This window comes from Gluconacetobacter diazotrophicus PA1 5 (assembly GCF_000067045.1).
GTDB lineage: Bacteria > Pseudomonadota > Alphaproteobacteria > Acetobacterales > Acetobacteraceae > Gluconacetobacter > Gluconacetobacter diazotrophicus.
Genome location: NC_010125.1, coordinates 2,465,692 through 2,487,311, shown reverse-complemented (window position 1 = coordinate 2,487,311; position 21,620 = coordinate 2,465,692). Strand labels below are relative to the sequence as shown.

Annotated in this window: 11 protein-coding genes; 4 read left to right on the top strand and 7 right to left on the bottom strand. The window is 70.0% G+C overall.

What is annotated here, in order from left to right; genetic code table 11:
• Positions 1–124: 124 nt before the first annotated feature.
• Genes GDI_RS11460 through GDI_RS11450 form a run of 3 tightly spaced genes read left to right on the top strand, consistent with a single transcriptional unit; the run spans position 125 to position 4,190 of the window.
• Positions 125–1,735, top strand: coding sequence for a capsular polysaccharide export protein, LipB/KpsS family (locus tag GDI_RS11460; protein WP_231854098.1), 1,611 nt, complete (start codon positions 125–127; stop codon positions 1,733–1,735).
• The gene (locus GDI_RS11455; RefSeq protein ID WP_012226372.1) at positions 1,732–2,973 is read left to right on the top strand and encodes a glycosyltransferase family 4 protein; all 1,242 of its coding nucleotides are present in this window, start codon (positions 1,732–1,734) and stop codon (positions 2,971–2,973) included. The genes GDI_RS11460 and GDI_RS11455 overlap by 4 nt, the downstream gene beginning before the upstream one ends.
• Entirely contained in the window at positions 2,967–4,190 is a 1,224-nt protein-coding gene (locus GDI_RS11450; protein ID WP_041249412.1) for a capsule biosynthesis protein, read from the top strand. Before GDI_RS11455 ends, GDI_RS11450 begins: the two co-directional genes overlap by 7 nt.
• Here GDI_RS11450 and GDI_RS11445 read toward each other — a convergent pair.
• The 7 genes from GDI_RS11445 to GDI_RS11415 form a co-directional block, all read right to left on the bottom strand.
• On the bottom strand, positions 4,133–5,419 hold the full coding sequence (locus GDI_RS11445; protein ID WP_012226368.1) for an aminotransferase class I/II-fold pyridoxal phosphate-dependent enzyme: 1,287 nt from the start codon (positions 5,417–5,419) through the stop codon (positions 4,133–4,135). The two genes, GDI_RS11450 and GDI_RS11445, sit on opposite strands and share 58 nt — an antisense overlap.
• Positions 5,416–12,459, bottom strand: coding sequence for a type I polyketide synthase (locus tag GDI_RS11440; protein WP_231854097.1), 7,044 nt, complete (start codon positions 12,457–12,459; stop codon positions 5,416–5,418). The genes GDI_RS11445 and GDI_RS11440 overlap by 4 nt, the downstream gene beginning before the upstream one ends.
• Before the next feature lie 716 nt (positions 12,460–13,175).
• Positions 13,176–14,189 (bottom strand): DNA polymerase III subunit delta, encoded by a 1,014-nt coding sequence (gene holA, locus GDI_RS11435; RefSeq protein ID WP_012226364.1) that lies wholly within the window; start codon positions 14,187–14,189, stop codon positions 13,176–13,178.
• A complete protein-coding gene (locus GDI_RS11430; RefSeq protein WP_012226362.1) occupies positions 14,186–14,914 on the bottom strand; it encodes an LPS assembly lipoprotein LptE in 729 nt (242 codons plus the stop codon). The genes holA and GDI_RS11430 overlap by 4 nt, the downstream gene beginning before the upstream one ends.
• Before the next feature lie 4 nt (positions 14,915–14,918).
• Positions 14,919–17,531, bottom strand: a complete 2,613-nt coding sequence (leuS, locus tag GDI_RS11425) for a leucine--tRNA ligase (RefSeq protein WP_231854096.1) — start codon at positions 17,529–17,531, stop codon at positions 14,919–14,921.
• Between the two features lie 88 nt (positions 17,532–17,619).
• Complete coding sequence (locus tag GDI_RS11420; protein WP_012226358.1) at positions 17,620–18,147, bottom strand: DUF3576 domain-containing protein; 528 nt, start codon at positions 18,145–18,147, stop codon at positions 17,620–17,622.
• Positions 18,148–18,308: 161 nt separating this feature from the next.
• The gene (locus tag GDI_RS11415) at positions 18,309–19,466 is read right to left on the bottom strand and encodes an MFS transporter (RefSeq protein ID WP_012553256.1); all 1,158 of its coding nucleotides are present in this window, start codon (positions 19,464–19,466) and stop codon (positions 18,309–18,311) included.
• Between the two features lie 237 nt (positions 19,467–19,703).
• Here GDI_RS11415 and GDI_RS11410 point away from each other — a divergent pair, with 237 nt between their 5' ends.
• A complete protein-coding gene (locus GDI_RS11410; protein WP_157871029.1) occupies positions 19,704–21,605 on the top strand; it encodes a glycoside hydrolase family 3 C-terminal domain-containing protein in 1,902 nt (633 codons plus the stop codon).
• Positions 21,606–21,620 lie beyond the last annotated feature (15 nt).

Below are 21,620 nucleotides of genomic sequence, written 5' to 3'. Positions count from 1 at the left end.
TCAGACGATTTTGAGAGGATATAACATCGCGAATGCCCGGGAATGACCAGCGATGCGGATAACGGGTGATACAACCGCCTTGTTGCGTCCTCCACCCTTTCACCGGGTCATGCCGGTTCTGGCCGTGAAGCAGGATGGTGCTACGTCGGAACGGGTCTGCGGTTCCGGGCGGGAACTGGACGGTCTGGCCGCGCGGATCGTGCGGCAGCGCGTCGGCGGATGTTTCTGGGGGCGGCCTGCCGGAGCACGGCGGCCGGTCGTCGTATATGGCCCGGGATGGGGGGCCGGTTCCCGTCCGATTCGTTCGATCCTGCGGGATGTCTTCGCCGCGCATGCCGCGCAGGACGTGGTTCTGGTCTGCGGGCGGCGCCAGGGCGCACTGGCCGCATGGGGGCGCCGCCATGGGCTGGCGGTAGCCCCGGCCGATACCGATCCGCACGATCTTCTTGACGGTGCGACCTGTGTCTATGCCCACCCGACGACCGATCTGGCCCGGCTGGCCGTTCTGCGCGGCCTTGCGGTGAAGGGAATCCCGGATGGGATGAGCCTGGCCGGAATCATGACCGACATTGCGAATCGCACTGATTATATCGATCCGTTTACCGGTGCGCCGATGGCATGCGCCGATGCGATTACGCTTCTGGCGGACTGGCGGCGGACGATCATGGCCAATCGCAGGATCGGCGCATGCCTGGGAATGTCGCGATGGAAGCGGCGCAGGATTGCCGATTTCCTGGCGACGGCGCCCGGCCATCCACCCTTTCGCCCGGATATCCGCGCCGGGCAGCGCGGCGCGGTGGCGGTGTGGGCAACCCGGCAGCCACCGGGACTGGAAGATGCGGCGCGCCGGGTGGGTATTCCGTTGTGGCGGGTGGAGGACGGCTTCATCCGCTCCATCGGCCTGGGCAGCGCGTTGACCCCGCCTTCGTCGATTACGATCGACACGCGCGGTATGTATTACGACCCGGCGCAGGAGAGCGACCTGGAACATATTCTGGCCACATCCCCCTTTGATGATGTGTTGCGCGCCCGCGCCAGGAAATTGATGGATGCGTTGGTGCTGCTTGGTATTTCCAAATATGGCCCCGGTCGGGCCTCTGCCCTGCCTGCGTCCTGGGATGCCGCGGGGCGGCGCACGATCCTTGTGCCCGGCCAGGTCGCGGACGACCAGTCGGTGCGCCGTGGGGGCGGGCGGATCGCAGGCAACCTGGAACTGCTGCAGGCGGTCCGGGAGAGCAACCCGGACGCCTTCATCCTCTATCGGCCGCATCCCGATGTCGAAGCGACCCATCGGGTGGGGCATGTGGACGACGTGCTTGTCCTGCGACTGGCCGATCGGATCGATCGCGGCGGGGCGATCACCGATACGATCGCCCGCGTGGACGAGGTTCATACCCTGACCTCGCTTGCCGGATTCGAGGCCCTGATGCGGGGACGGCGCGTCGTGACCTATGGCGCGCCGTTCTATGCGGGATGGGGGCTGACGGTCGATCGGGGGGACGTTCCCCCCCGCCGGACGCGGCGCCTGTCCCTGGAGGAACTGGTCGCGGGGGTCCTGATCCTGTTTCCGCGTTATCTGGACCCGGTGACCCGGCTGCCATGCAGCCCGGAAGTCCTGATCGAGCGCCTGCAGGACGCCCGGGTCTGGCGGCCTACCTGGTGGATGCGGGCGTTGGCCTTGCAGACAGGCTGGCGCAAGGCTGTCGCGCGCTATCGTGCGGCGGTGGCGTCATGATGTCCAACCCGATCCTGATGGATATTTCCCGGCTGCTGTCGCGTGCCGGCAGCGCGGTACCGACGGGAATCGATCGTGTCGAGCTGGAATACGCGCTGTACCTGTCACGGAATTTCCCGGCGCGGGTGACCTTCGTGGCCTATCACCCGCTGGGGCGGATCGGGGTCCTGCCGCGCCGTCCCACAACCTGGTTCCTGCGGATGCTGGCGCGGGCCTGGACGAACGGGACGAGGCCCTGGCGCGGGGCGTCACTGATGGCCGGGCTGCTGCTGCAGGCGGCGGCGGCCGGCACGGTTGGCGAGACCGCGCGGCGCCGGCTGTATCTGCTGCTGTCGCATCATCACCTGATGAAGCGTGACGTGATCGCCGGTTTCATGGATCGGGCGAATGCCGGATTGGCCGTCATGGTCCACGACCTGATACCGATCGACTATCCGGAATATGCCCGCCCGACCGAACCGGACCGCCATCGGCAGCGTATGGACACGGTGGGCCAACTGGCGGATTCCGTCATCGTGCCCTCGCAGGCCGTGGCGGACTCCCTGCGGCACTACCTGGCGCCGGGTGGCCGCTGCCCGCCGATCGGCGTGGTGCACCATGGATGCCATGTCGATCCAATCTCCACGATCCCGGTCAGCGGCCTGGCGCCGGATGTCCCGTATTTCGTCGTGCTGGGAACGATCGAACCGCGAAAAAATCATTTATTATTGCTTAATATCTGGCGGCATATGGCAACGGGACGTGACCGGAGCCGGTTGCCGCATCTGGTCGTCATCGGGCGCCGCGGCTGGGAAAACGAAAATATACTCGACATGATGGAACGTTGCCCCGCCCTTCAGGGGGTCGTGCACGAATACGCGACATTGTCCGATGTGGTGGTCGCTGATCTGGTCCGGGGGGCGCGCGCCCTGCTGTTTCCCTCGTTCGCCGAAGGATTCGGCCTGCCGTTGCTGGAGGCCCTGTCCATGGGCACCCCTTGCCTGTGCAGCGACCTGCCGGTCTTTCGCGAAATCGCCGGAGATCTGCCCTGTTACCTGGACCCGCTGGATGGACCCGGCTGGCAGCGCAGGATCCTGGACCTGGCCGGAGAGGACACGCGCGAGAACGGCGAGACGCCGGTCTTTGCCGACTGGCCGGCCCAGGTGGCGGCCGGGTTGGCGATGATCGACGGCGCGGTGCATGCCGATGCGGCGGTGGCCGTTCGTCCGATGGACGTGGAAGCGAGGACGGCGTGCTGAGTTTCCTGGTGCTGCAGGGCAATGCCACCCCGTTCTTTTCCGAACTGGCCGCGGCCCTGAAGGCCGCCGGTCATCACGTCCGTCGCATCGCTTTCAACGGCGGCGATGTCGTCTTTTCCTCGGACGCCACCTGGTTTCGCGGACGCGAGGAGGCCTTGCCCGCCTTCATCGAAGACATCGTGGCGCGCGAACGGCCGGATGCGATGATCCTGTTCGGCGATTGCCGACCGATCCATCGCATGGCGACCGAGATCGCCCGCGAGCGGGGCATCGCCATATGGGTGTTCGAGGAGGGGTATCTGAGGCCGGGCTGGATTACGCTGGAGCCGCACGGCGTCAATGGATTTTCCGCCCTGCCGCGCGACGCCGCCGCCATCCGGGCGCGCGGGACCGCACCCTGGCCCGCCCCGCGATACAAGCCGCATGCCGATTTCCTGCGGCGGTCGGTCTATGACGTGTCCTATCACGCCCTGCGCGTGGCCCTGACCCCGCTTTTTCCCCACGCGCGGTTTCATGCCGCCATCGACCCGTTCGTGGAATATGCGGGCTGGCTGCGGGACTGGGCCGGGCGCCTGGTGCGCAAGCCGCCGCAGGCGGTACTGCCCGATGGCCCCTTCATGCTGGTGCCGATGCAGATGGAGGGAGACTACCAACTGCGGGTCCATTCCCCGTTCCACGGCATGGGCCAGGCACTGGAGCAGATTCTGGGCTCTTTCGCCGCCCATGCGCCCGATACGCTGTCGCTGGTCGTGCGGCGTCACCCGCTCGATCCCCGGCTGACGGACTGGGAGGGGCTGGTCCGCGACCGTGCGCAGGCACTGGGCGTCGCGGACCGGGTTTATTTCATGTCCGAAGGACCGCTGGAGCCGGTCCTGGATTCCTGCATCGGGGTGGTGACGGTGAACAGCACTGTCGGGCTGCTGGCCCTGAGGCGGAACAAGCCGGTCAAGATCCTGGGCGAGGCGATCTACGACGTCGAGGGATTGACCTTTTCCGGCCCGCTGGGACGCTACTGGCGCGAGGCCTGCGCCCCGGACGCCGAATTACTGGACGCCTTCTGCCGCATGCTGATCCAGGAGGTGCTGGTCGAGGGTGATTTCTTCACCCCCGAAGGACGGGCGCTGGCGGTCGAGGGATCGGTTCGGCGGATCCTGTCCGCCTATTCCGACAGGGCCTGCAATTCCCGCACGAGAACCGCCGCCGTCGTTTCGATCTGATCGGTCGTGTGCGATGCGCTGACGAAGAAGCGCAGGCGCGCAGCCCGTTCTGGCACCGCGGGATGGATGATCGGCTGGACGTTGATGCCCTGTTCGAATACGGCCTGCGACAGGCGACCGGCCGTCACCGAACTGCCGGTGACCAGCGGCACGATGCCGTAGCCGGCGGAACTGCCGGTATCGAACCCCGCATCCTGGAAAAGACGCAGAAGATGGACCGAGTTTTCGCGCAGGCGCGCGATGCGCCACGGTTCCTCGCGTATGATGTCCAGTGCGGCCAGCGAGGCGGCGGCGCCGGGCGGCGGCAGGCCGACGGAATAGACGAATCCGGCGGCCGTACGCTTGAGGTAGGTAATGACATCCGCGCGCCCGGCGATGTATCCGCCGCAGGATACCAGGCTTTTGCTGAGGGTCCCCATCCACAGGTCGACCGAATCCGGTGCAACGCCGGCCTGTTCGGCAATGCCGTGCCCGCCCGCGCCCAGCACGCCGGTCGAATGGGCTTCATCCACCAGCGACATGCAGTCGAATTCCCGCGCCAGGGCCACGAAGGCCGCGAGGTCGGGAATATCGCCATCCATGCTGTAATGGCCTTCCAGCACCAGCAGCGCGCGCTTATGAGCCTTGCGGTGCATCCATAGCTGCTCGCGCGCGGCGGCGACGTCGTTGTGGGCGAAGGCGACGCGGCGGGCGCCGGACAGGATCGCGCCCTGGATCAGGCTGTTATGGGCCAGGGCGTCATGGACGATCAGGTCGCCGGGCCGCATCAACTGGGCCAGTGTCGTCACGTTGGTCGCATGGCCCGATACCATCACGACGCAGTCCTCGGCGCCGTGCCATTCGGCCAGCGCATGTTCCAGTTCCCGATGGAACGGGCGTTCCCCCGACACCATGCGGCTGGCCGAAACCGTCGTGCCATATTTGCGCAGCGCGTCCTCGACCCGGGCGATGATCCGGGGATCGCCGTTCAGGCCGAGATAGTCGTAGGACGAGAAATTGATGTAGCTGCGTCCGTCGATCGACGTCGTGGCCCCGTCGAGTCCGTCATGCTGGCGGAAGAACGGATCGGCGATGCCGAGCGCCGCCGCGCGCTTCGCCATGAACTCCATTTCCTCCACGCCCGGCAGGGACCAGCCGCGCGAGCCTGTCTGGGCCGGTGCGGCACCGGACAGGCTGGCCAGCAGCTTGATGCGTTCGCCGAGGCGTCGGCCGAATTTCGGTCCCGTCATGTGGTCAGTTCTTCATTGTTCTGGGAGACGGGTTCGGACGACGCCGAGGCGGCCTGCCGTTCCTCGGCGGACAGATGGCGGTCCAGCACGGCCTCGTCCGGCGTGACGGCGGCGTCCTGGCCGCCGGCACCCAGCAGGGCGGAGACCTGGCGGGCGACGCGCCGTACGGTCATTTCCTGCCAGGCGAAACCGGGAAGCGACACGCCCAGTCGGCGTTCCAGCCCCAGTGCCAGTTCCACCGCCGTCAGCGAATCCATGCCCAGTTCGGCCAGCGGCTGGTCCAGGGGCAGCGCCTCGCGATCGGTCTGCATGATGCGGGTCAGTTCGCCCAGGATCAGGTCGGCGACGATTTCGCGCCGCTGTTCCTCGGTCGCCCCGGCCAGCAGGGTCATCAGGTCGCCGGTGTCGCTATCTTCGTCCCGACGGCGCGCCACGGCGCCGAACAGCGGTTCGTCCAGGATCGGCAGCATGTTTCCGGTTGCCTGCCAGTCCATGTCCGCCAGCACCGGGCACGGATCGGACGAGACGAGCAGGTCGGGCAGGGCGTCCAGCGCCGCCATGGAGCGCATCGATTGCGCGCCCAGCCGGCGATCCAGCGCCTCGCGCGCCGCCGCGTTGCGTTCCAGGAAGCCGGAATCGGCGATCGGTCCCCAGCGGACGGCGCAGCCGGGCAGGCCCGAATCGCGGCGTCGCCGGATCATTGCCTCCACCGCCGCGTTGGCGGCGACATAGGCGCCCTGGCCCGGCGCGCCGAGGGTGATCGTGGCCGAGGAGAAGATCAGGAACAGCGAAAGCGGATCGTCCCGCGTCAGCCGGTCCAGCGCCAGCGCGCCGCCCAGCTTGGCCTGGACCGAGGTGGCGACCTGCTCCTCCGTCAGGGTCGAGACCAGCCCGTCCGCCACGGTGACGGCGGCATGCACGACTCCGCCGAGCGGCGGCATGGTGGCGCGGATATCACCGACCAGCGACGCGAGCGCGGCCGGGTCCGTCACGTCGCAGGCGCGGATTTCGACGCGAAGCGCGCCCGCATCCAGCAGCGTGGCACGCAGGTCGGCGACGCCGTCGGCGGCGGGGCCGCGCCGGCTGACCAGCACCAGGTGCCGGGCCCCCCGCTTCACCAGCCACAGCGCGGCGCGCGCGCCGAACCCGCCGGTTCCCCCAGTGACCAGGACCGTCCGGTCGGCGGGCACATCCAGGTCGGGCGGCAGGTGCACGGGGCCCATCGTCAGGACGATCTTGCCCACATGGGCCGACGTGCGCATCAGCGCGAACGCATCGGTCGCGGCGGCGGCGGGGAAGCTGGTATGTGGCAGCGGGCCCAGCGCGCCCTCTTCCAGCAGGGCGTGAAGGCGCTGCGTCAGGGTGCCGACCAGTTCCGGGCGGTGGCGCACCAGCGCATCGACGTCGATCGCATGATAGCTGACATTCTGCCGCAGCGGGCCGATACCGACCCGGGTATTGGCCAGGAAGTCCCGCTTGCCCAGTTCCAGGAAGCGTCCGAACGGCCGCAGCAGTTCGAGACTGCGCTCCATCGCCTCGCCGCTCAGCGCGTTGAGGACCGCATCGACGCACTGGCCGTTCGTGGCGGCCAGGACATCCGCGCCGAAGCGCAGCGAGCGGCTGTCCAGGACGGTTTCGATCCCCAGCCGTCGCAGCGCCGCCCGCTTGGCCGGCGAGCCCGCGGTGGCGATGATCCGCGCCCCGACATGGCTGGCATACTGAATGGCGGCCAGGCCGACGCCGCCGGCCGCGCCATGGATCAGCACCGTTTCCCCGGCGCGCAGCGCGCCCACGGTTTCAAGCGCGTACAGCACCGTCAGGTAGGCAACGGGAACGGTGGCGCCGGCCGCGAAGGACAGCCAGTCCGGCAGGGGCAGGACACTGCGCCGGTCCGTGACCACACGGCTGGAATGGGCGGCGGCGGACAGCGCCATGACGCGGTCGCCGGGCGAGAGGTCGGTGACCTGATCCCCCACGGCCTCGACCACGCCGGTGCATTCCATGCCCAGCGTCGCGCCGGCGAAGCCGTCCAGCAGCAACTCATCGGGCAGCATGCCGATGGCGGACAGCACGTCGCGATAGTTCAGGCCGCTGGCGCGGACATCGATGACGACGTCACGCGGCCCGGGCGCAGTGCGGGCTTCCGGGGTCCAGCACAGGCGGTCCAGCGGCCCCGGGACCGGCTGGATCAGCCGCACGGGTTCGGACGCCGGGGCGGCGGCACGATCCGGCAGGCTCTCGCGCAGGCGGCGGACCACGCGTCCGTCGGGGGTCCAGCGCACCTCGCGCTCATCATCCGTCGACGCGCATTCGGCGCGCACGGCCTCTTCGGTTCCGGCCTCCGTCATGGCGGCGGACAGGTCGATCCGCCGGCAGCGCAAGGACGGAAATTCGTTGGCGATCGTCCGGGCCAGGGCCGTACGCGCGGCCTCGTGCGGCGTGCGGGCGGCATCGCGGGTGACGACGGCCAGACGTTCGCCGGCCTCGGCGGCCTGCCGTGCGTCCTCGGCCAGGGCCAGCATCGCCCGGGCGGTGAGGGCGGTTTCGTCGTCCTCGTGACCCTCGGGCGCGTAGGACAGGCGGACCGGCGGCAGGACGGGGGCCGGTTCGGGGGCGGCGGCCAGCGGGTCTTCGGCCTCGGCCGCGACAGCCGCCAGCAGCGCGAGCGGGAACGGCGCCTGGCTGGGCGTGCTCTCGGCCACCGCGCGCAGGCGATGCGGCAGGTCGCGCCACGCGGCGATGGTGGTCAGCGGATCGGCGGACAGGTCGCGCAGGACGCCCCAGCCCCCGTCCTCGGCCGCCTCGGCCACCAGGATCAGGCCGCCCGGGGCCAGCCGGTCGGCCTGCGCCAAGATGGCGGCCGGCACGATGCCGTGCAGGCCGGGCGTGTAGGCGACCAGGACGTCATAGGCGCCGGCCGGAACGGTCTCGGCCAGGACGATGCCGGGCAGGTGGGCCAGCACCGTCGGGCGCAGCCGGGCCTGCCGTTCGCGGTTGGGTTCCAGGATCGTGTAATCCAGGCTCCCCGGCAGTCCGGCCAGGCGCGGGGCCAGTTGGCGGGTCAGGGTACCCCGGTCGGCATGCAGTTCCAGCACGCGTATCGGGCGGTCCTGCGGCCAGTCGCGCGTATAGGCGGCAATGGCGTCGGCGATCTGCGCCGCCGCCAGTTCGGCGGCACGGCCGGACAGCAACTGCCGGAACGCGATGTCGGGAAAGGCGTCGTCGCCCGGCATCGCTTCGTGGAGAGGGGCTTTGCCGCGCCGTTCGCCCACCCAGGCCAGCAGCAGCGCCGCCGGCAGCCATTGCGGCAGGTCCAGGAACAGGGTCTGCCAGACGCGCGTGACGTCTGGTGTCTCGCCCTGGGGTGCATCGCCCGCGGGCGCGTCGCAGGCGGTCAGGAAGGCCTGGGCCAGAAGGCCGGCATCCTTGTCGTCCGCGTCGCCGGCCGGTGTTTCCATGACCGGACGCAGGGCCAGGAAGCGGTCGTCGGACAACGGGGCGGGGGTGAGGGGCGACGGCAGCCAGATTTCATGGAAGCTGCGCTCGGCCACCGGGGTGGGGCGTTCGCCCGGCATGCGGGTGAACCAGCAGGCGGTGGCCGACAGCACCGCGCGCCCGTCGCCGTCCAGCATGACGATATCGGCCTCGGTCTCGCGCGGGCCGGACGTCATGACGGTGGCCTGTCCACGGACCGGTTCCGCCGCCGTCAGGTCCAGGCGGATCACGCCGAACTTGCGGGGCAGCGGCGCATCCGTGGATTCGGTTCCGGCCCCGGCATGGTTGACGGCCAGTCCGACCAGCCCCTGGAAGGTGCCGTCCAGCGCCGTCGGGTCCAGCGTCAGGCCCGCCATCGGGGCGTGCCCGGTCAATGTCACCTCGACCCGGCCTTCGGCCATGGACGTGGCGGCGACGCGCTGGAAGGCCGGCCCGTAGGCCAGCCCGGCGGCACGCGCCGTGGCATACAGCGCATCCCCCGCCAGCATGGAATCGGTGGCGGCGGGCGGCAGCGCCGCAGGGGGGACAGGTGCCACGCCGGCCCGTGTGGTCGCATGGCGCGTCCAGACCGCGTGGGCCAGCCTCGGCCGGCTGTCGAGGGTGATCGTGCCGTCCGCTGCCAGCCGGACCCGGATTTCACGCAACTGTGCCGGTTCGATGATGATCGGGCGCATGATCTGGAAGTCGCGCAGTTCCAGCACCTGCGCCGCCGGCCATGCCGCCCGCGCGGCGGTGAAGGCGAATTCGATCATGCAGGCCGCGGCCAGGACGATGGTATCGCCGACCTTGTGGTCGGCCAGCCAGGGCTGCACCGCGCCGTCCAGATGCGCGATCCACTCGTTCGGATCCGCCTTGCCGCGCGCGCCCAGCAGGGGATGGGTGTTCTGCTGGTCGCACAGGACCACGGACGCGTCTTCGGTCGGGGTGTACCAGTGGCGCTCGCGCTGCCACTGGACGCCGGGCAGGCCACGGACCTGGGCCGGGCCAGTGAAGCACGACGCCGACAGGATATCGCCGCCCGCGGCAAAGCAGGCCAGGGCCGCGCGGGGGAACGGGTCGGTGGTGACCCGGGCCGGCACCGCCGGTATGGCCCGGAACTGCACGTCGCTGTCCCGCAGGATCTCGCGCAGGTAATGCTGCAGGACCGGGCGCGGGCTGATCTCGATGAAGATGGCGCCGCCCTGGGCGGCCGCCTGGCGCACGGATTCGGCGAAGAGGACCGGCGCGCGGACGTTGCGCCACCAATACTCGGCGTCGAACGTCGCGGTCACCGGCTGGCCCGTCACGGTCGAGATCAGCACCCGCTCCGGCAGGCGTGCGGTGATGGCGCCCAGGTCCTGGACCAGCGGGGTCGAGATCGGGTCCATCCGGCTGCTGTGATAGGCGTACCCGACCTTCAGCCGGTGGATCTGCAGCGCCGTGCCGGCGTTCGCCGCCTCCAGCCGGTCCAGCGCGTCCAGATCGCCCGCGACGGCCAGGGCGTTCGGCGCGTTGAAAGCCGCGATTTCCAGTTCCGGCGCGGCCTGCTTCAGCAGGCGCGTCGCCTCCTCCAAATCGCCATGCAGCGCGGCCATGCCGCCGCCGGGCGCTGCCGCCTGGTGACGGCTGCGCAGGACGACGATGCGCGCGGCCTCTTCCATGTCCAGCATCCCGGCGTAGAAGGCCGCCGCGATTTCGCCCACGCTATGGCCGATCGCGATATCCGCCCGCACGCCCTGCCGTTCCAGGCCGCGCAGGACGCCGATCTGGAAGGCGAACAGCATCGGCTGCGCGATGTCCGCCGGTTCGGCCGACCAGTCGCCCGACCGCATCGTCTCCAGCACCGACCAGCCGAGATGCGGGCGCAGCGCCGCGTCGGCCTCGGCGATGCCGGCGGCGAACGGGGCGCTGATCTCCAGCAGTTCCTGCCCCATTCCCGAAAACTGGGTGCCGTTGCCGGAAAAGACGAACACCGTGCGCCCCTGGGCCAGGGCCTGTCCGGTCACCACATCGGGATGGACCCGCGAGTCCACCCAGGTCGCCAGGGACGCGCGCATGTCCGCCGCATTCCCGCCGGGAACGCCCAGGCGATAGGGCAGGTGGGCGCGGCGGGTCGCGACGCCGCGCAGGTCGGCGTCGCTCCACGATCTGGCGGACCAGATCCGTGCCAGGTCGCGCAATCCGGCCTCGGACCGGGCGGACAGCAGCAACGGCACGGCGCGGCCCGGCGCGGCCTCGGGCGCGGACGGGCGGGCAGCCTGATCGGCGGCCCCGGCCGGGGCGGTGGCCAGGATCGCGTGGGCGTTGGCGCCCCCGAAGCCGAAATTGTTGACGCCGGCGATCAGTTCGCCCTCGCCGAGCGGCCGGGCCTTCGTCACCACATCCAGGTTGAGGTCCGCGAACGGGATGGCCGGACTGGGATTTTCGCAATGCAGCGAGGCCGGCAGGCGCCGCTTCTGCAGCGCCAGCATCGCCTTCAGCAGGCTGACCAGCCCCGACGCGGGCTCCAGATGCCCGACATTGGTCTTCACCGACCCGATCGGCAGCGGCGTGGCGCGCGCCTGGCCCAGCACGCTGCCCAGCGCCTTCGTTTCCACGGGGTCCCCGGCCGGGGTGCCGGTGCCGTGGGCCTCGACGAAGGCGAGCCGGTCGGGCGAGATTCCGGCCTGGTCGTAAATGTCCCGCAGCAGGGCGGCCTGGGCCTTGGCGCTGGGGAAGGTCAGGCCCGGCGTCCGCCCGTCGGCATTGACAGCGGTGCGGAGAATGACCGCGCGAATGTCGTCCCCGTCGCGCTGGGCGGCCGACAGGGGCTTCAGCAGGACCATGGCCCCGCCTTCGCCGCGCACATAGCCGTCGGCATCGGCGCTGAACGAATGGCACCGTCCCTTCGGGGACAGCATGCCCGCCGCGCAGAAGCCGATGAACGGATAGGGCGACAGCAGCATGCTGACGCCGCCCACCAGGGCCGCGTCGATACGGCCGGCGCGCAGATCCTCGCACGCGCTGTGCAGGGCGAACAGCGAGGACGAGCAGGCGGTGTCGACCGTCATGCTCGGCCCGCGCAGGCCAAGGGCGTGGGAGATACGGTTGGCGAAGATGCTGAGCGTGTTGCCCGGCATGAAATAGGCGTCGCCGTTCGCCGGGTCGGTCAGGCGCTGGTTGGCATATTCCAGCCCCGAGGCGCCGATATAGACACCGGCCGTCGCGATCCTCTCGGACGTCGTCCCGGCATCCTCCAGCGCTTCCCACGCCAGTTCCAGCAGCAGGCGCTGCTGCGGGTCGATCTGCCGGGCCTCGCGCGCCGAAATGCCGAAGAACGCGGCGTCGAACAGTTCGACATTGTCCAGGGTCGCGGCGTGCGTCGCATAGAATTTCCCGGCCTCGCCCCGCCGCGGGTGCCAGAAATCCCGCAGGGGAAACCGGTCGCCCGGAAGCGGCCTGACGCTTTCGCGTTCCTCGTCCAGAAGGTGCCAGAGACCTTCAAGGTCCGTCGCGCCGGGCAGACGGCAGGAAGCACCGATGATGGCGATGGGGTCTTCCGGAGTATCGGTAATGTGCCCAGGCATGGAACGATTCTGCATGAAGGGATATAATTCCAAATGCGACCAATGAATCAGGATGTAACGCGATCGAGACGGGGGGAAAAGGGCTGGCGGAACCGAAAAGCGGCGAAACGGAGGGGCACCGGTTCCACCCGATCACGCCCAGGACATCCATGGCTTATCGGGTCCAAGGTGAACGATCCCGGTCCCTTTTGCGATGCATACGGATTCTGCCGGGTCTTCTTCAATTCGTTGTTTGGTCGAGCCGGATGCGCAAGGCAAGCGGACAGCGCCAGATGAATCCGGAGCTGGATCGTTGGGTGGCAGGGTAATTCCGGGAAAAGTCACGGCGCTGTGATGGAAATTGTCCAGCACCGCACGGAGGGTGTGGTGTCCGCGGCGGGATTCGAACCCACGGCCCCAGGATTCATCCCACTTCGGCTTTCGCCGCCGCCATCGTCGATGGCGTTCGTGGTCTGGACTGTCCCTTCACCCTGGGCCCGAAGGCCGACAGGTGCCGCCCGTCCAGTCTCTACACCGTCCCGGCAGGCGCCGGGCTTGGCTCGGGATCGGCACGACCGCGCGGTCAGAGCGTTCCCCGAATTTGAGCGGATCCGTCATGCGGTTTCCCATCATGACGCCCAATTTGAAAACCAGGAATCCTGTGCTCTATCCTGCTGAGCTACGCGGACACACACGACGCTTCTAGCCGAGCGGGACGGTTCGGGCAAGCGCGCAGGTCACCGGCGGCGCCCCGCCATCGCGGTCGCGGCCAGGCGCGCGATATGGCGGCGGCAGAGCGCGAGGTCCGGGGCGCCGGTCTGCTTGCACTCCAGTTCCAGGCGCTGGGTCTGTTCGGCGGCCTCCATCAGGCGGGCGGCCGTCCACAGGGAAAGGGCCTGGCCGAAGGCATCGGTCCGCTTGAAGAAGACGGGCGGGCGCAGGCCGCGCATGGCGTCGGCGCGGCTCTGGCCGCCATCCATGGCGATTCGCGCGCGCCGCAGCCGGTGCAGGTGCGACAGCAGCGACCGGGCGACCGCGATCGGGCTGGTGCCCTCGGCCAGCGCGCGCTCGATCGCGATATCCGCGCCGGCCCGGTCGCCCGCTGTCGCGGCGAAGGCCGCGTCTTCCAGCGACACGCCCGCCGCGTCCCCGATGCACATCCGCACGTCGTCCAGCGAGAGCTGGCCGCCCCGCCCGGCATAGAGGGCGAGCTTCTCGACCTCGCCTCGTGTCGCGGCCCGGTTCGGTCCCAGCAGGCCGGCGAACCAGGACAGGGCGTCGGGATCGATGCGAATGTCCTCTTCCGCCAGCATCTGGCGGATCGAGGCTTCCAGCGCGCGGCCTTCCTCGGGGTAGCAGGCGATGGCGGCGCAATCGGCCTGCGCCTCGGCCAGCGCGCGCAGGCGCGCGCGCGAGGCCAGGCCCGGGGCCTCGACGATCACCAGCGTATCCGATGGCCGGGCCAGGCTGGCCTTCAGCGGGGCCGTCAGGCTGTCCCCGCCGTCGCGGACCCAGACGACGCGGCGGCCGCCGGCAAGGGATAGCGCGAAGATCTCCTCGTCCAGCCGGTCCGCCGCGTCGCGGTCCAGCACGGCGACGCGGAACGGGTCGTCCAGGTTCGGGGCGATGGCGGTCGCGGCCAGACGGGCGCGTTCGCGGATCAGGCCGGAATCGTCGCCGTGCAGCAGGATGACGCGCAGCGCCCCGGGTTCACGCAGGATGCGGGCGACCGAGCGCGCGTCGATCTTCACTGGTTGATCAGGGTCCCGTTGGCGGGCTCGGTCTCCGACGCGCCGGACGGGTTGGGCAGCGAACGTCCGATGGCCATGCCCGGCATGCCGTCCTCGCCGACCGACTGGCGTGGCATCTCGTTGCTGGCATTGGGCATGACGTTCGGGTCGATATAGGTCGGCTGCGGGGCGACGACCCGCTGGGCGGGCGTGGTATGGCTGCGGAACCATACCGCGAGCTGCTGGGTGATGCGCTCGGCGATCGTGTCGGCCACGCGCCGGCCGAGCGTGGCCTGGTTCAGGTTCTGGGCGAAATACTGCTCGAAAGACTCGTTCTCGCCGTCCACGGTCTGGGCGTCGCCCTGGGTCAGAAGGACGGGGTTGGGGGCGACGGTATACAGCATCCAGTGCGCGTGGCCCGTGGCGCGGGTACGCCCGCTGGTGTTGTCCGAATGGATGTCGATCGCTTCGTTCATCACATAGGAATTGACGCGCAGCGTATAGCCGGTCGGGTCCTCGGGGCCGGCACCGGCCAGGTCCTGCTGCAGGAACAGCCGCAATTCCTGGCCGTACCGTTCCGGAATGCTCGCGACATAGACCTGCCGAAGCTCGTCGGGAATGTTGTCCGCGGCGCTGCCGCCGGCACCCTTGCCGCCATAGAGGGGCTGGAAGCCGCATCCGCCCAGGGACAGCGACCCGGCCAGCAACAGGGCCCCAAGGACGGCGCGGCGCGGCGGGGCGGTCATCGGGTCAGCCCGCGATCACGAAATTGACGATGCGGTTGGGCACGTGGATGCGCTTGACGATGCGCTTGCCCTCCAGCAGCCGGGCGACGTTGGTCTCCGTTTCCGCCAGGGCGATGACCGCATCCGCCGGGGCGTCGGGCGGGGCCGCGACCGTGCCGCGCAGCTTGCCCATGATCTGAACCGCGATCGTGACCTGGCGGGCGACCAGCAGTTCGGGCTCGGCGACCGGCCACGGGCGGCTGACGGCGGGGGATTGTCCGGGCTCCAGCAGGGCCAGCATGTCCTCGGCCTGGTGCGGCACCATCGGGGCGGCCAGCAGGCACAGGGTCAGCGCGGCCTCGCGCCGGGCGAAATCCATGCCGTCGTCGCCTGACGCGCGTTCGGACTCCGCCAGCGCGGTCGTCAGTTCGTGCAGGCGGGCCACCGCGACGTTGATCGCGAAGCTTTCCAGCGCGTCGGTCACGGCGGCGATGGCGCGGTGGGTGGCCCGGCGCAGCGTATCGGCGGCTTCCGTGGGCGTGGCGGCGGCTTCCGCCACGGGCTGCACGGATTCGGCGACGGTGCGCACGGTCCGGTACAGCCGCTGCAGGAAGCGCGCGGCGCCGGCCACGCCGGCCTCGGTCCATTCCATGTCGCGTTCCGGCGGGCTGTCCGACAGCACGAACCAGCGTGCGGTATCGGCGCCGAACCGTTCGATGATCGCGACCGGCGCTACGGTGTTGCGCTTGGACTTGGACATTTTCTCGACGCGGCCGATCGTCACCGGGGCGCCGGTATCGCGGCTGACCGCGCCATCGGCACGGCGGTCGACTTCCTCGGGATACAGCCACTGGCCCGCCGCGTCGCGATAGCTCTCGTGGTTCACCATGCCCTGGGTGAACAGGCCGTCGAACGGCTCGTCCAGCCCGACATGCCCGGTTTCGCGCATCGCCCGGGTGAAGAAGCGGGCATAGAGCAGATGCAGGATCGCGTGTTCGATGCCGCCGATATACTGGTCGACCGGCAGCCAGCCGTCCGCCGCCGGGCGCACGGTCGGCGCTGCCGCGTGCGGCGCGGTGAAGCGGGCGAAGTACCACGAACTGTCCACGAACGTGTCGAACGTATCGGTTTCACGCGTGGCGGCGGCGCCGCAACGCGGGCAGGCGACGTGCTTCCAGGTCGGATGATGGTCCAGCGGATTGCCGGGACGGTCGAACGTCACGTCCTCGGGCAGCACCACGGGCAACCGGTCGTCGGGCACCGGCACCGCGCCGCAGGACGCGCAATGGATCACCGGGATCGGGCAGCCCCAGTACCGCTGGCGCGAGATGCCCCAGTCGCGCAGGCGCCAGTTCACCACGCCCCGGCCGACGCCCATGCCTTCCAGCCGGGTGATCGCCTCGGCCTTCGCGGTGGCCGAATCCAGCCCGTCGAGGAAGCCGGAATTGAACAGCGTGCCGTCACCGTCCCACGCCTTGCCGGTAATGGTGAAGGTCGTGGCGTCCTCGCCGGGCGGCAGGATCACCGGCTGGAACGGCAGGTGATAGGCATTGGCGAAATCCAGGTCGCGCTGGTCACCGCAGGGGCAGCCGAAGATCGCGCCCGTGCCGTAATCCATCAGCACGAAATTGGCGATCCAGACCGGGAAGCTGCGATCCGGCAGGAAGGGATGCGATACCCGCAACCCGGTATCGAAACCGCGCTTTTCCGCCGTTTCGATCGCTTCCTCGGACGTGCCCAGGCGGCGGCATTCGGCGATGAACGCGGCGGCGGCGGGATTGTCCTGCGCCACCTTGGCCGCCAGCGGGTGGTCCGCCGCGACGGCGAGGAAGGCCATGCCGAACAGCGTATCCGGCCGCGTGGTGAAGACCTCGACCGAATCGAGGTCGGTGTCGAAACCCTCGGGCGGGGCATGCAGGGCAAAACGCACCCGCGCGCCGACCGACCGGCCGATCCAGCGTTCCTGCATCGTCCGTACCCGCTCGGGCCAGCGGGGCAGGTGCGACAGCCCGTCCAGCAGGTCGGGCGCGAATTTGGTGATGCGCAGGAACCACTGCGAAAGCTGCTTCTTTTCGATCAGCGCGCCGGACCGCCAGCCGCGGCCGTCCACCACCTGTTCGTTCGCCAGCACCGTATGGTCCACCGGGTCCCAGTTCACCCAGCTTTCGCGGCGTTCGACCAGGCCGGCCCCCAGCATGTCCAGGAACAGCTTCTGCTGCTTGCCGTAATAGTCCGGCAGGCAGGTCGCGATCTCGCGGTCCCAGTTGAACGAGAAGCCCAGGCGCTTCAGCGTCGCGCGCATGGCGGCGATTTGTCCAGGTCCAGGCCTGCGGGTGCACGCCGCGTTCGCGCGCCGCGTTTTCCGCCGGCAGGCCGAACGCGTCCAGCCCATCGGGTGCAGCACCGAATGGCCGCGGGCCCGCTTGTACCGAGCCACCACGTCGCCCAGCGTATAGTTGCGGACATGGCCCATATGAAGCTGCCCCGACGGGTAGGGGAACATCTCCAGCACGTAATATTTCGGGCGGTCGGCGGGGGGCACGTCGGGCACGTCGAAAGCCCCCGCCCGGTCCCATTCGGCCTGCCAGTGCGGCTCGGCCGTGCGGAAATCATAGGGGGCGGGGGAATTCTCGGTCATGATCATGGTCCGGGGCACGTGGCCCGATCGTCTATGGGGGCCCTGATCGATCGATGCAGGGAAGCGGGCCGCGCCGGGGCGGCGCGGGTCAGTGGCCGCCGCTGTCGGCGCGAAGCTGCCGCGCCCGGGTCAGGATGCGGGACGTGATGTCCGAAACCGTGTTCGGCGCGACCGGGGTGTCGGTCCACTGGCCGTCGGTGAAGGCCTGGCGGAAGACTGACACGCGGATGGCGTCGGACCGCAGGTTGCGCGACAGCACATAGGCCGTGATCTTGAAGCGTTCGTTCTTGGTCGCGGGCGGCGTGTACCAGTCGGTCAGGATCACCCCCCCCACCGCGTCGGCCGAGGCGAACGGCATGAAGGACAGGGTGTCGATCGCGCCGCGCCACAGATAGGCGTTCACGCCGCTGTTGCCGATCTGGTCGTCGCCGCCGCTGGCCGAACGATCCTCGCTCAGCAGGTGGTTCTTCGGCATGGCCAGCCCGGCGTCGGCGCTGTGCGGCGAACTGCCGCACGCGGCCAGGACGGCGAGCATGGGGGAAAGGGCCAGCGCGGGCAGCAGGCGCGCCCGCGACGAAAGGGAACGGCGGATGGCGGATGGCGGTCGAACGGTCATGATGCCCCTGTGGTCCCCTTGTGTATGGTCCCGCTGATGGACCGGCCGTCGTGGTGTTTCCCGCCCGGCCGGGGCCGGCGGTCGGGCCAGGTTCCAGCCGGTTTCGATGCCGTCTTCATATCCCGGCCTGCCAGCCCCGCCAAGTCGGCAGGACATTTTCTCTAGCGTGCGGCCACCGTACCGCGTTCGGCGGCCTGCGCCCACAGGACCAGCAGCAGCGCCGCCAGCGCCAGCACCGCGCCCACGACCGGCAGCGCGCCATAGGACCAGGGCGAGGACACGACCAGCCCGCCGATCCACGCCCCCACCGCGTTGCCCAGGTTGAAGGCGCCCTGGTTGAGGGTCGAGGCCATGTTCGGGGCCTCGGCCGCCTGCTGCACGACGCGATATTGCAGGGGCGGGACCAGCGCGAACACGATGATGCCCCACAGGAACAGCGTGGCCATGGAGGCGACGGCGAAATGGCTGGTTTCGACGAACGCCACCAGCACCACGATCGACGCCACCAGCGCCATGATGACCGAAGGCAGCAGCACCCAGTCCGCCAGGCGGCCGCCGGCCAGGTTGCCGATGGTGATGCCCGCCCCGAACAGCAGCAGCGCCACCGTGACCATCTGCGGCGACAGGCCGGCCCGGATCTGCAGCAGCGGGGTGATGTAGGTAAAGACGCTGAACAGGCTGGCGGAGCACATGGTCGAGATCAGCATGGTCAGCAGGACCTGCCGCCGGCGCAGCACGCGCAGTTCCGCCAGCACGCGGGCCGGGGCGTGGTCGTCCCCGCCCGGCACCAGCACGACGATGGCCAGCAGCGCCACGACCCCGATGGCGCAGACCGCCCAGAAGGTCGCGCGCCACCCCGCCCACTGGCCCAGCGCGGTGCCGAACGGGACGCCGAACACGTTGGCCAGGGTCAGGCCGGCGAACACCAGGGACAGGGCCTGCGCCCGCTTGTTGCGCGGAACCAGGTCGGCCGCCACGATGGCCGCGGTGCCGAAGAAGGCCCCGTGACAGAAGGCGGTCATGACCCGCGCCGCCATCAGCAGCAGGTAGGTGGGCGCGACGGCGCAGCAGAAATTACCGACGATGAACATGGCCATCAGGACCAGCAGGGCGGTCTTGCGGCGCAGGGGCGCGGTCGCGACCGCCACGATCGGCGCCCCCACCGTCACCCCCAGCGCATAGCCCGAGACGAGTTGCCCGGCGGCGGGGATCGACACGCCCAGATTGTCGGCCAGCTGGGGCAGCAACCCCATGATGACGAATTCGGTCGTTCCGATTCCGAACGAGGCGAGCGCGAGCGCGAGAAGGGGCAGGGGCACGAGGGGGGATTCCAAAAAAGATGGCCATCACGCAATGGAGATGCAAAATCCCTTCTTCCCTGTTCCGGCCTGCTTGAAAAGAGACATCATGCGGCGCCGTGATCGAAGGCGGTGTCTCGCGACGTTTCCGCCACATGGGGCGTTGACGTGTCATGGCGCCCGGATCGCGGCGCAGGGGCAGGGGGGATGGGATTGACGGTGCGGACGGATTCCCGAAGGCGAAGGACGCGCCTGGTCGTGGCGGCCCTGGGCGTCGCGTCGATCCTGCCGGTCATGCAGTCCGTGTCGCGGGCCGGCGCGGTGGACCGGGGGACGCGAATCGCGTCGATGGTGGCGCGCCTGACGCCGGCGGAAAAGCTGGCCCTGGTCCAGGCCGAAATGACCCCGGCGCAGGGCGGCGGCCCCATGATCGTCACCCTGCCGGGGGTTCCGCGCGTGGGCCTGCCCGCGTTGCGCATGGCGCTGGGCGACGGGCCGGGCCTGCCGTCGCCGTTGGCGCTGATGGCGACATGGGACACGGATCTGGCGCGGCGGGCCGGGCTGGCGCACGCGCATGCGGTTCGCGCGGCCGGGCGGGCCATCGTGCCGATGGGGGGCGTCGGGCCGGTGCCGACCGGGCGGACGCGCGATGGCGAAGACCCGTTGCTGAGCGGCCGGGTGATGGGGGGCGCCGCCTCCGGGCTGCTGGCGGGCCATGTGCTGCCGCTGTTCGGCGGCAAGGGCGTCGCCGGCCCCGGCGCCACGCGCGCCGACCGGCTGCTGGGCCTGTACCTGGCGATGGAACAGGCCCGGGGCGCCGGAATCCTGTGCCGGACGGCGATCGCCGACGCTCATCCTGCGGCGACATGGACGGGAGGCGGACGATCCGCGATGGATGGCATTTCCGGCATGATCGCCGAGCTGGCGGACCGCGAGGTCGCGGGCGACGGCATGGCGCGCCAGCCTTTCCTGCTGGCGACGCTGGCCGCCGGCGTGGACCTGGAGGGATCGCCGGCGACGGACACCCTGTTCGCCGTGGTCTTGCGGCAGGCGGTGAGCGGCGGCGCGGTGCAGCCCGCCACGCTGGACCGGATGATCGCGCATATCCTGCTGCCGCTGGACCAGGCCGGCGTGATCGACCGCCCGCCGCCCTTCGGTGCGCTGGGTACGGTCCAGCCGCCGCACGATCCGCTGGCGGAGGAGGAACTGGCGGAGGGCGCCGTCCTGCTGCGGAACGAAAACGATGTGCTGCCGCTGGCGACCACGGGCGGCGCCACCGCCGATGGCCCGGTCCTGATCGTGGGCGCGGGTGCCGCGCACGACGCGGCCCGCGCGCTGGTGGAGGCCCTGGGCCGCACGGGGCAGGCGGCGCGGCTGGCTGCCGATTCGCCGGGGGGCGGGCACTCGCCCGCCGATGTCGCGCGGGCGGATCGGATCGTGGTTTTTTCCGAGGGGCCGCAGGATGACCGGCTGATCGCCGCCATCGCGGGCAGCGGCGGCCATGTGGTGGTCGTGCTGCTGTCGGACGATCCGGACCGGCCCATGCCGTGGCTGGACCTGGTCGACGGTGTGGTTCAGGCCTGGTCCTGGCGCGGCGGGGGCGAGGCCGCGCTGGCGGCGCTGCTGACCGGTCAGCGGGATTTCGCCGGGCGGCTGCCCGCGACCTTCACGGGCGGGCAGGTGCCGGCGCAGGTCAGCCTGTCGGGCTACAAGGCGTTCGACCGCGCGCATGTCGCGCCGCTGTTTCCGTTCGGCTACGGGCTGTCGGTCCGAGCGCGGTTTTCATACAGCGACCTGCGGGTGACGCGGGACGGGACGCGGCTGGTCGTGTCCTTCGGCGTGACCAATTCCGGCAGCGGCGCGGGCCGCGACGTGCCGCAGGTCTATCTGGACCTGCCCGCCGGGGTGGGTGACGCGCCGAAGCGGCTGGTGGGCTGGCGCGTCGTGCAACTGGAACCGGGGCAGGCGGCGCGCCTGTCGCTGGGCATCGACGCGCATCTGCTGGGACAGTGGCACCCCGCCACGCTGGAATGGGTGGTGCCGGCCGGCGATTATGCGCTTTCGCTGGGGGCGCATTCGGCCAACCTGGTCCGCCAGGCCATGGTTCACCTGCCGGAACTGCACGTGCCCGGAGCGCTGCCCGACAGCGAAAGCGAATAAGGGTAGAAGAATCCG

Bases quoted from the DNA above. Each gene is read 5' to 3' on its own strand.
- GDI_RS11430 (WP_012226362.1), bottom strand. From the start codon at position 14,914: ATGACCGCCCCGCCGCGCCGCGCCGTCCTTGGGGCCCTGTTGCTGGCC.
- GDI_RS11455 (WP_012226372.1), top strand. From the start codon at position 1,732: ATGATGTCCAACCCGATCCTGATGGATATTTCCCGGCTGCTGTCGCGT.
- GDI_RS11445 (WP_012226368.1), bottom strand. From the start codon at position 5,419: ATGACGGGACCGAAATTCGGCCGACGCCTCGGCGAACGCATCAAGCTG.
- leuS (WP_231854096.1), bottom strand. From the start codon at position 17,531: ATGACCGAGAATTCCCCCGCCCCCTATGATTTCCGCACGGCCGAGCCG.
- GDI_RS11420 (WP_012226358.1), bottom strand. From the start codon at position 18,147: ATGACCGTTCGACCGCCATCCGCCATCCGCCGTTCCCTTTCGTCGCGG.
- GDI_RS11440 (WP_231854097.1), bottom strand. From the start codon at position 12,459: ATGCCTGGGCACATTACCGATACTCCGGAAGACCCCATCGCCATCATC.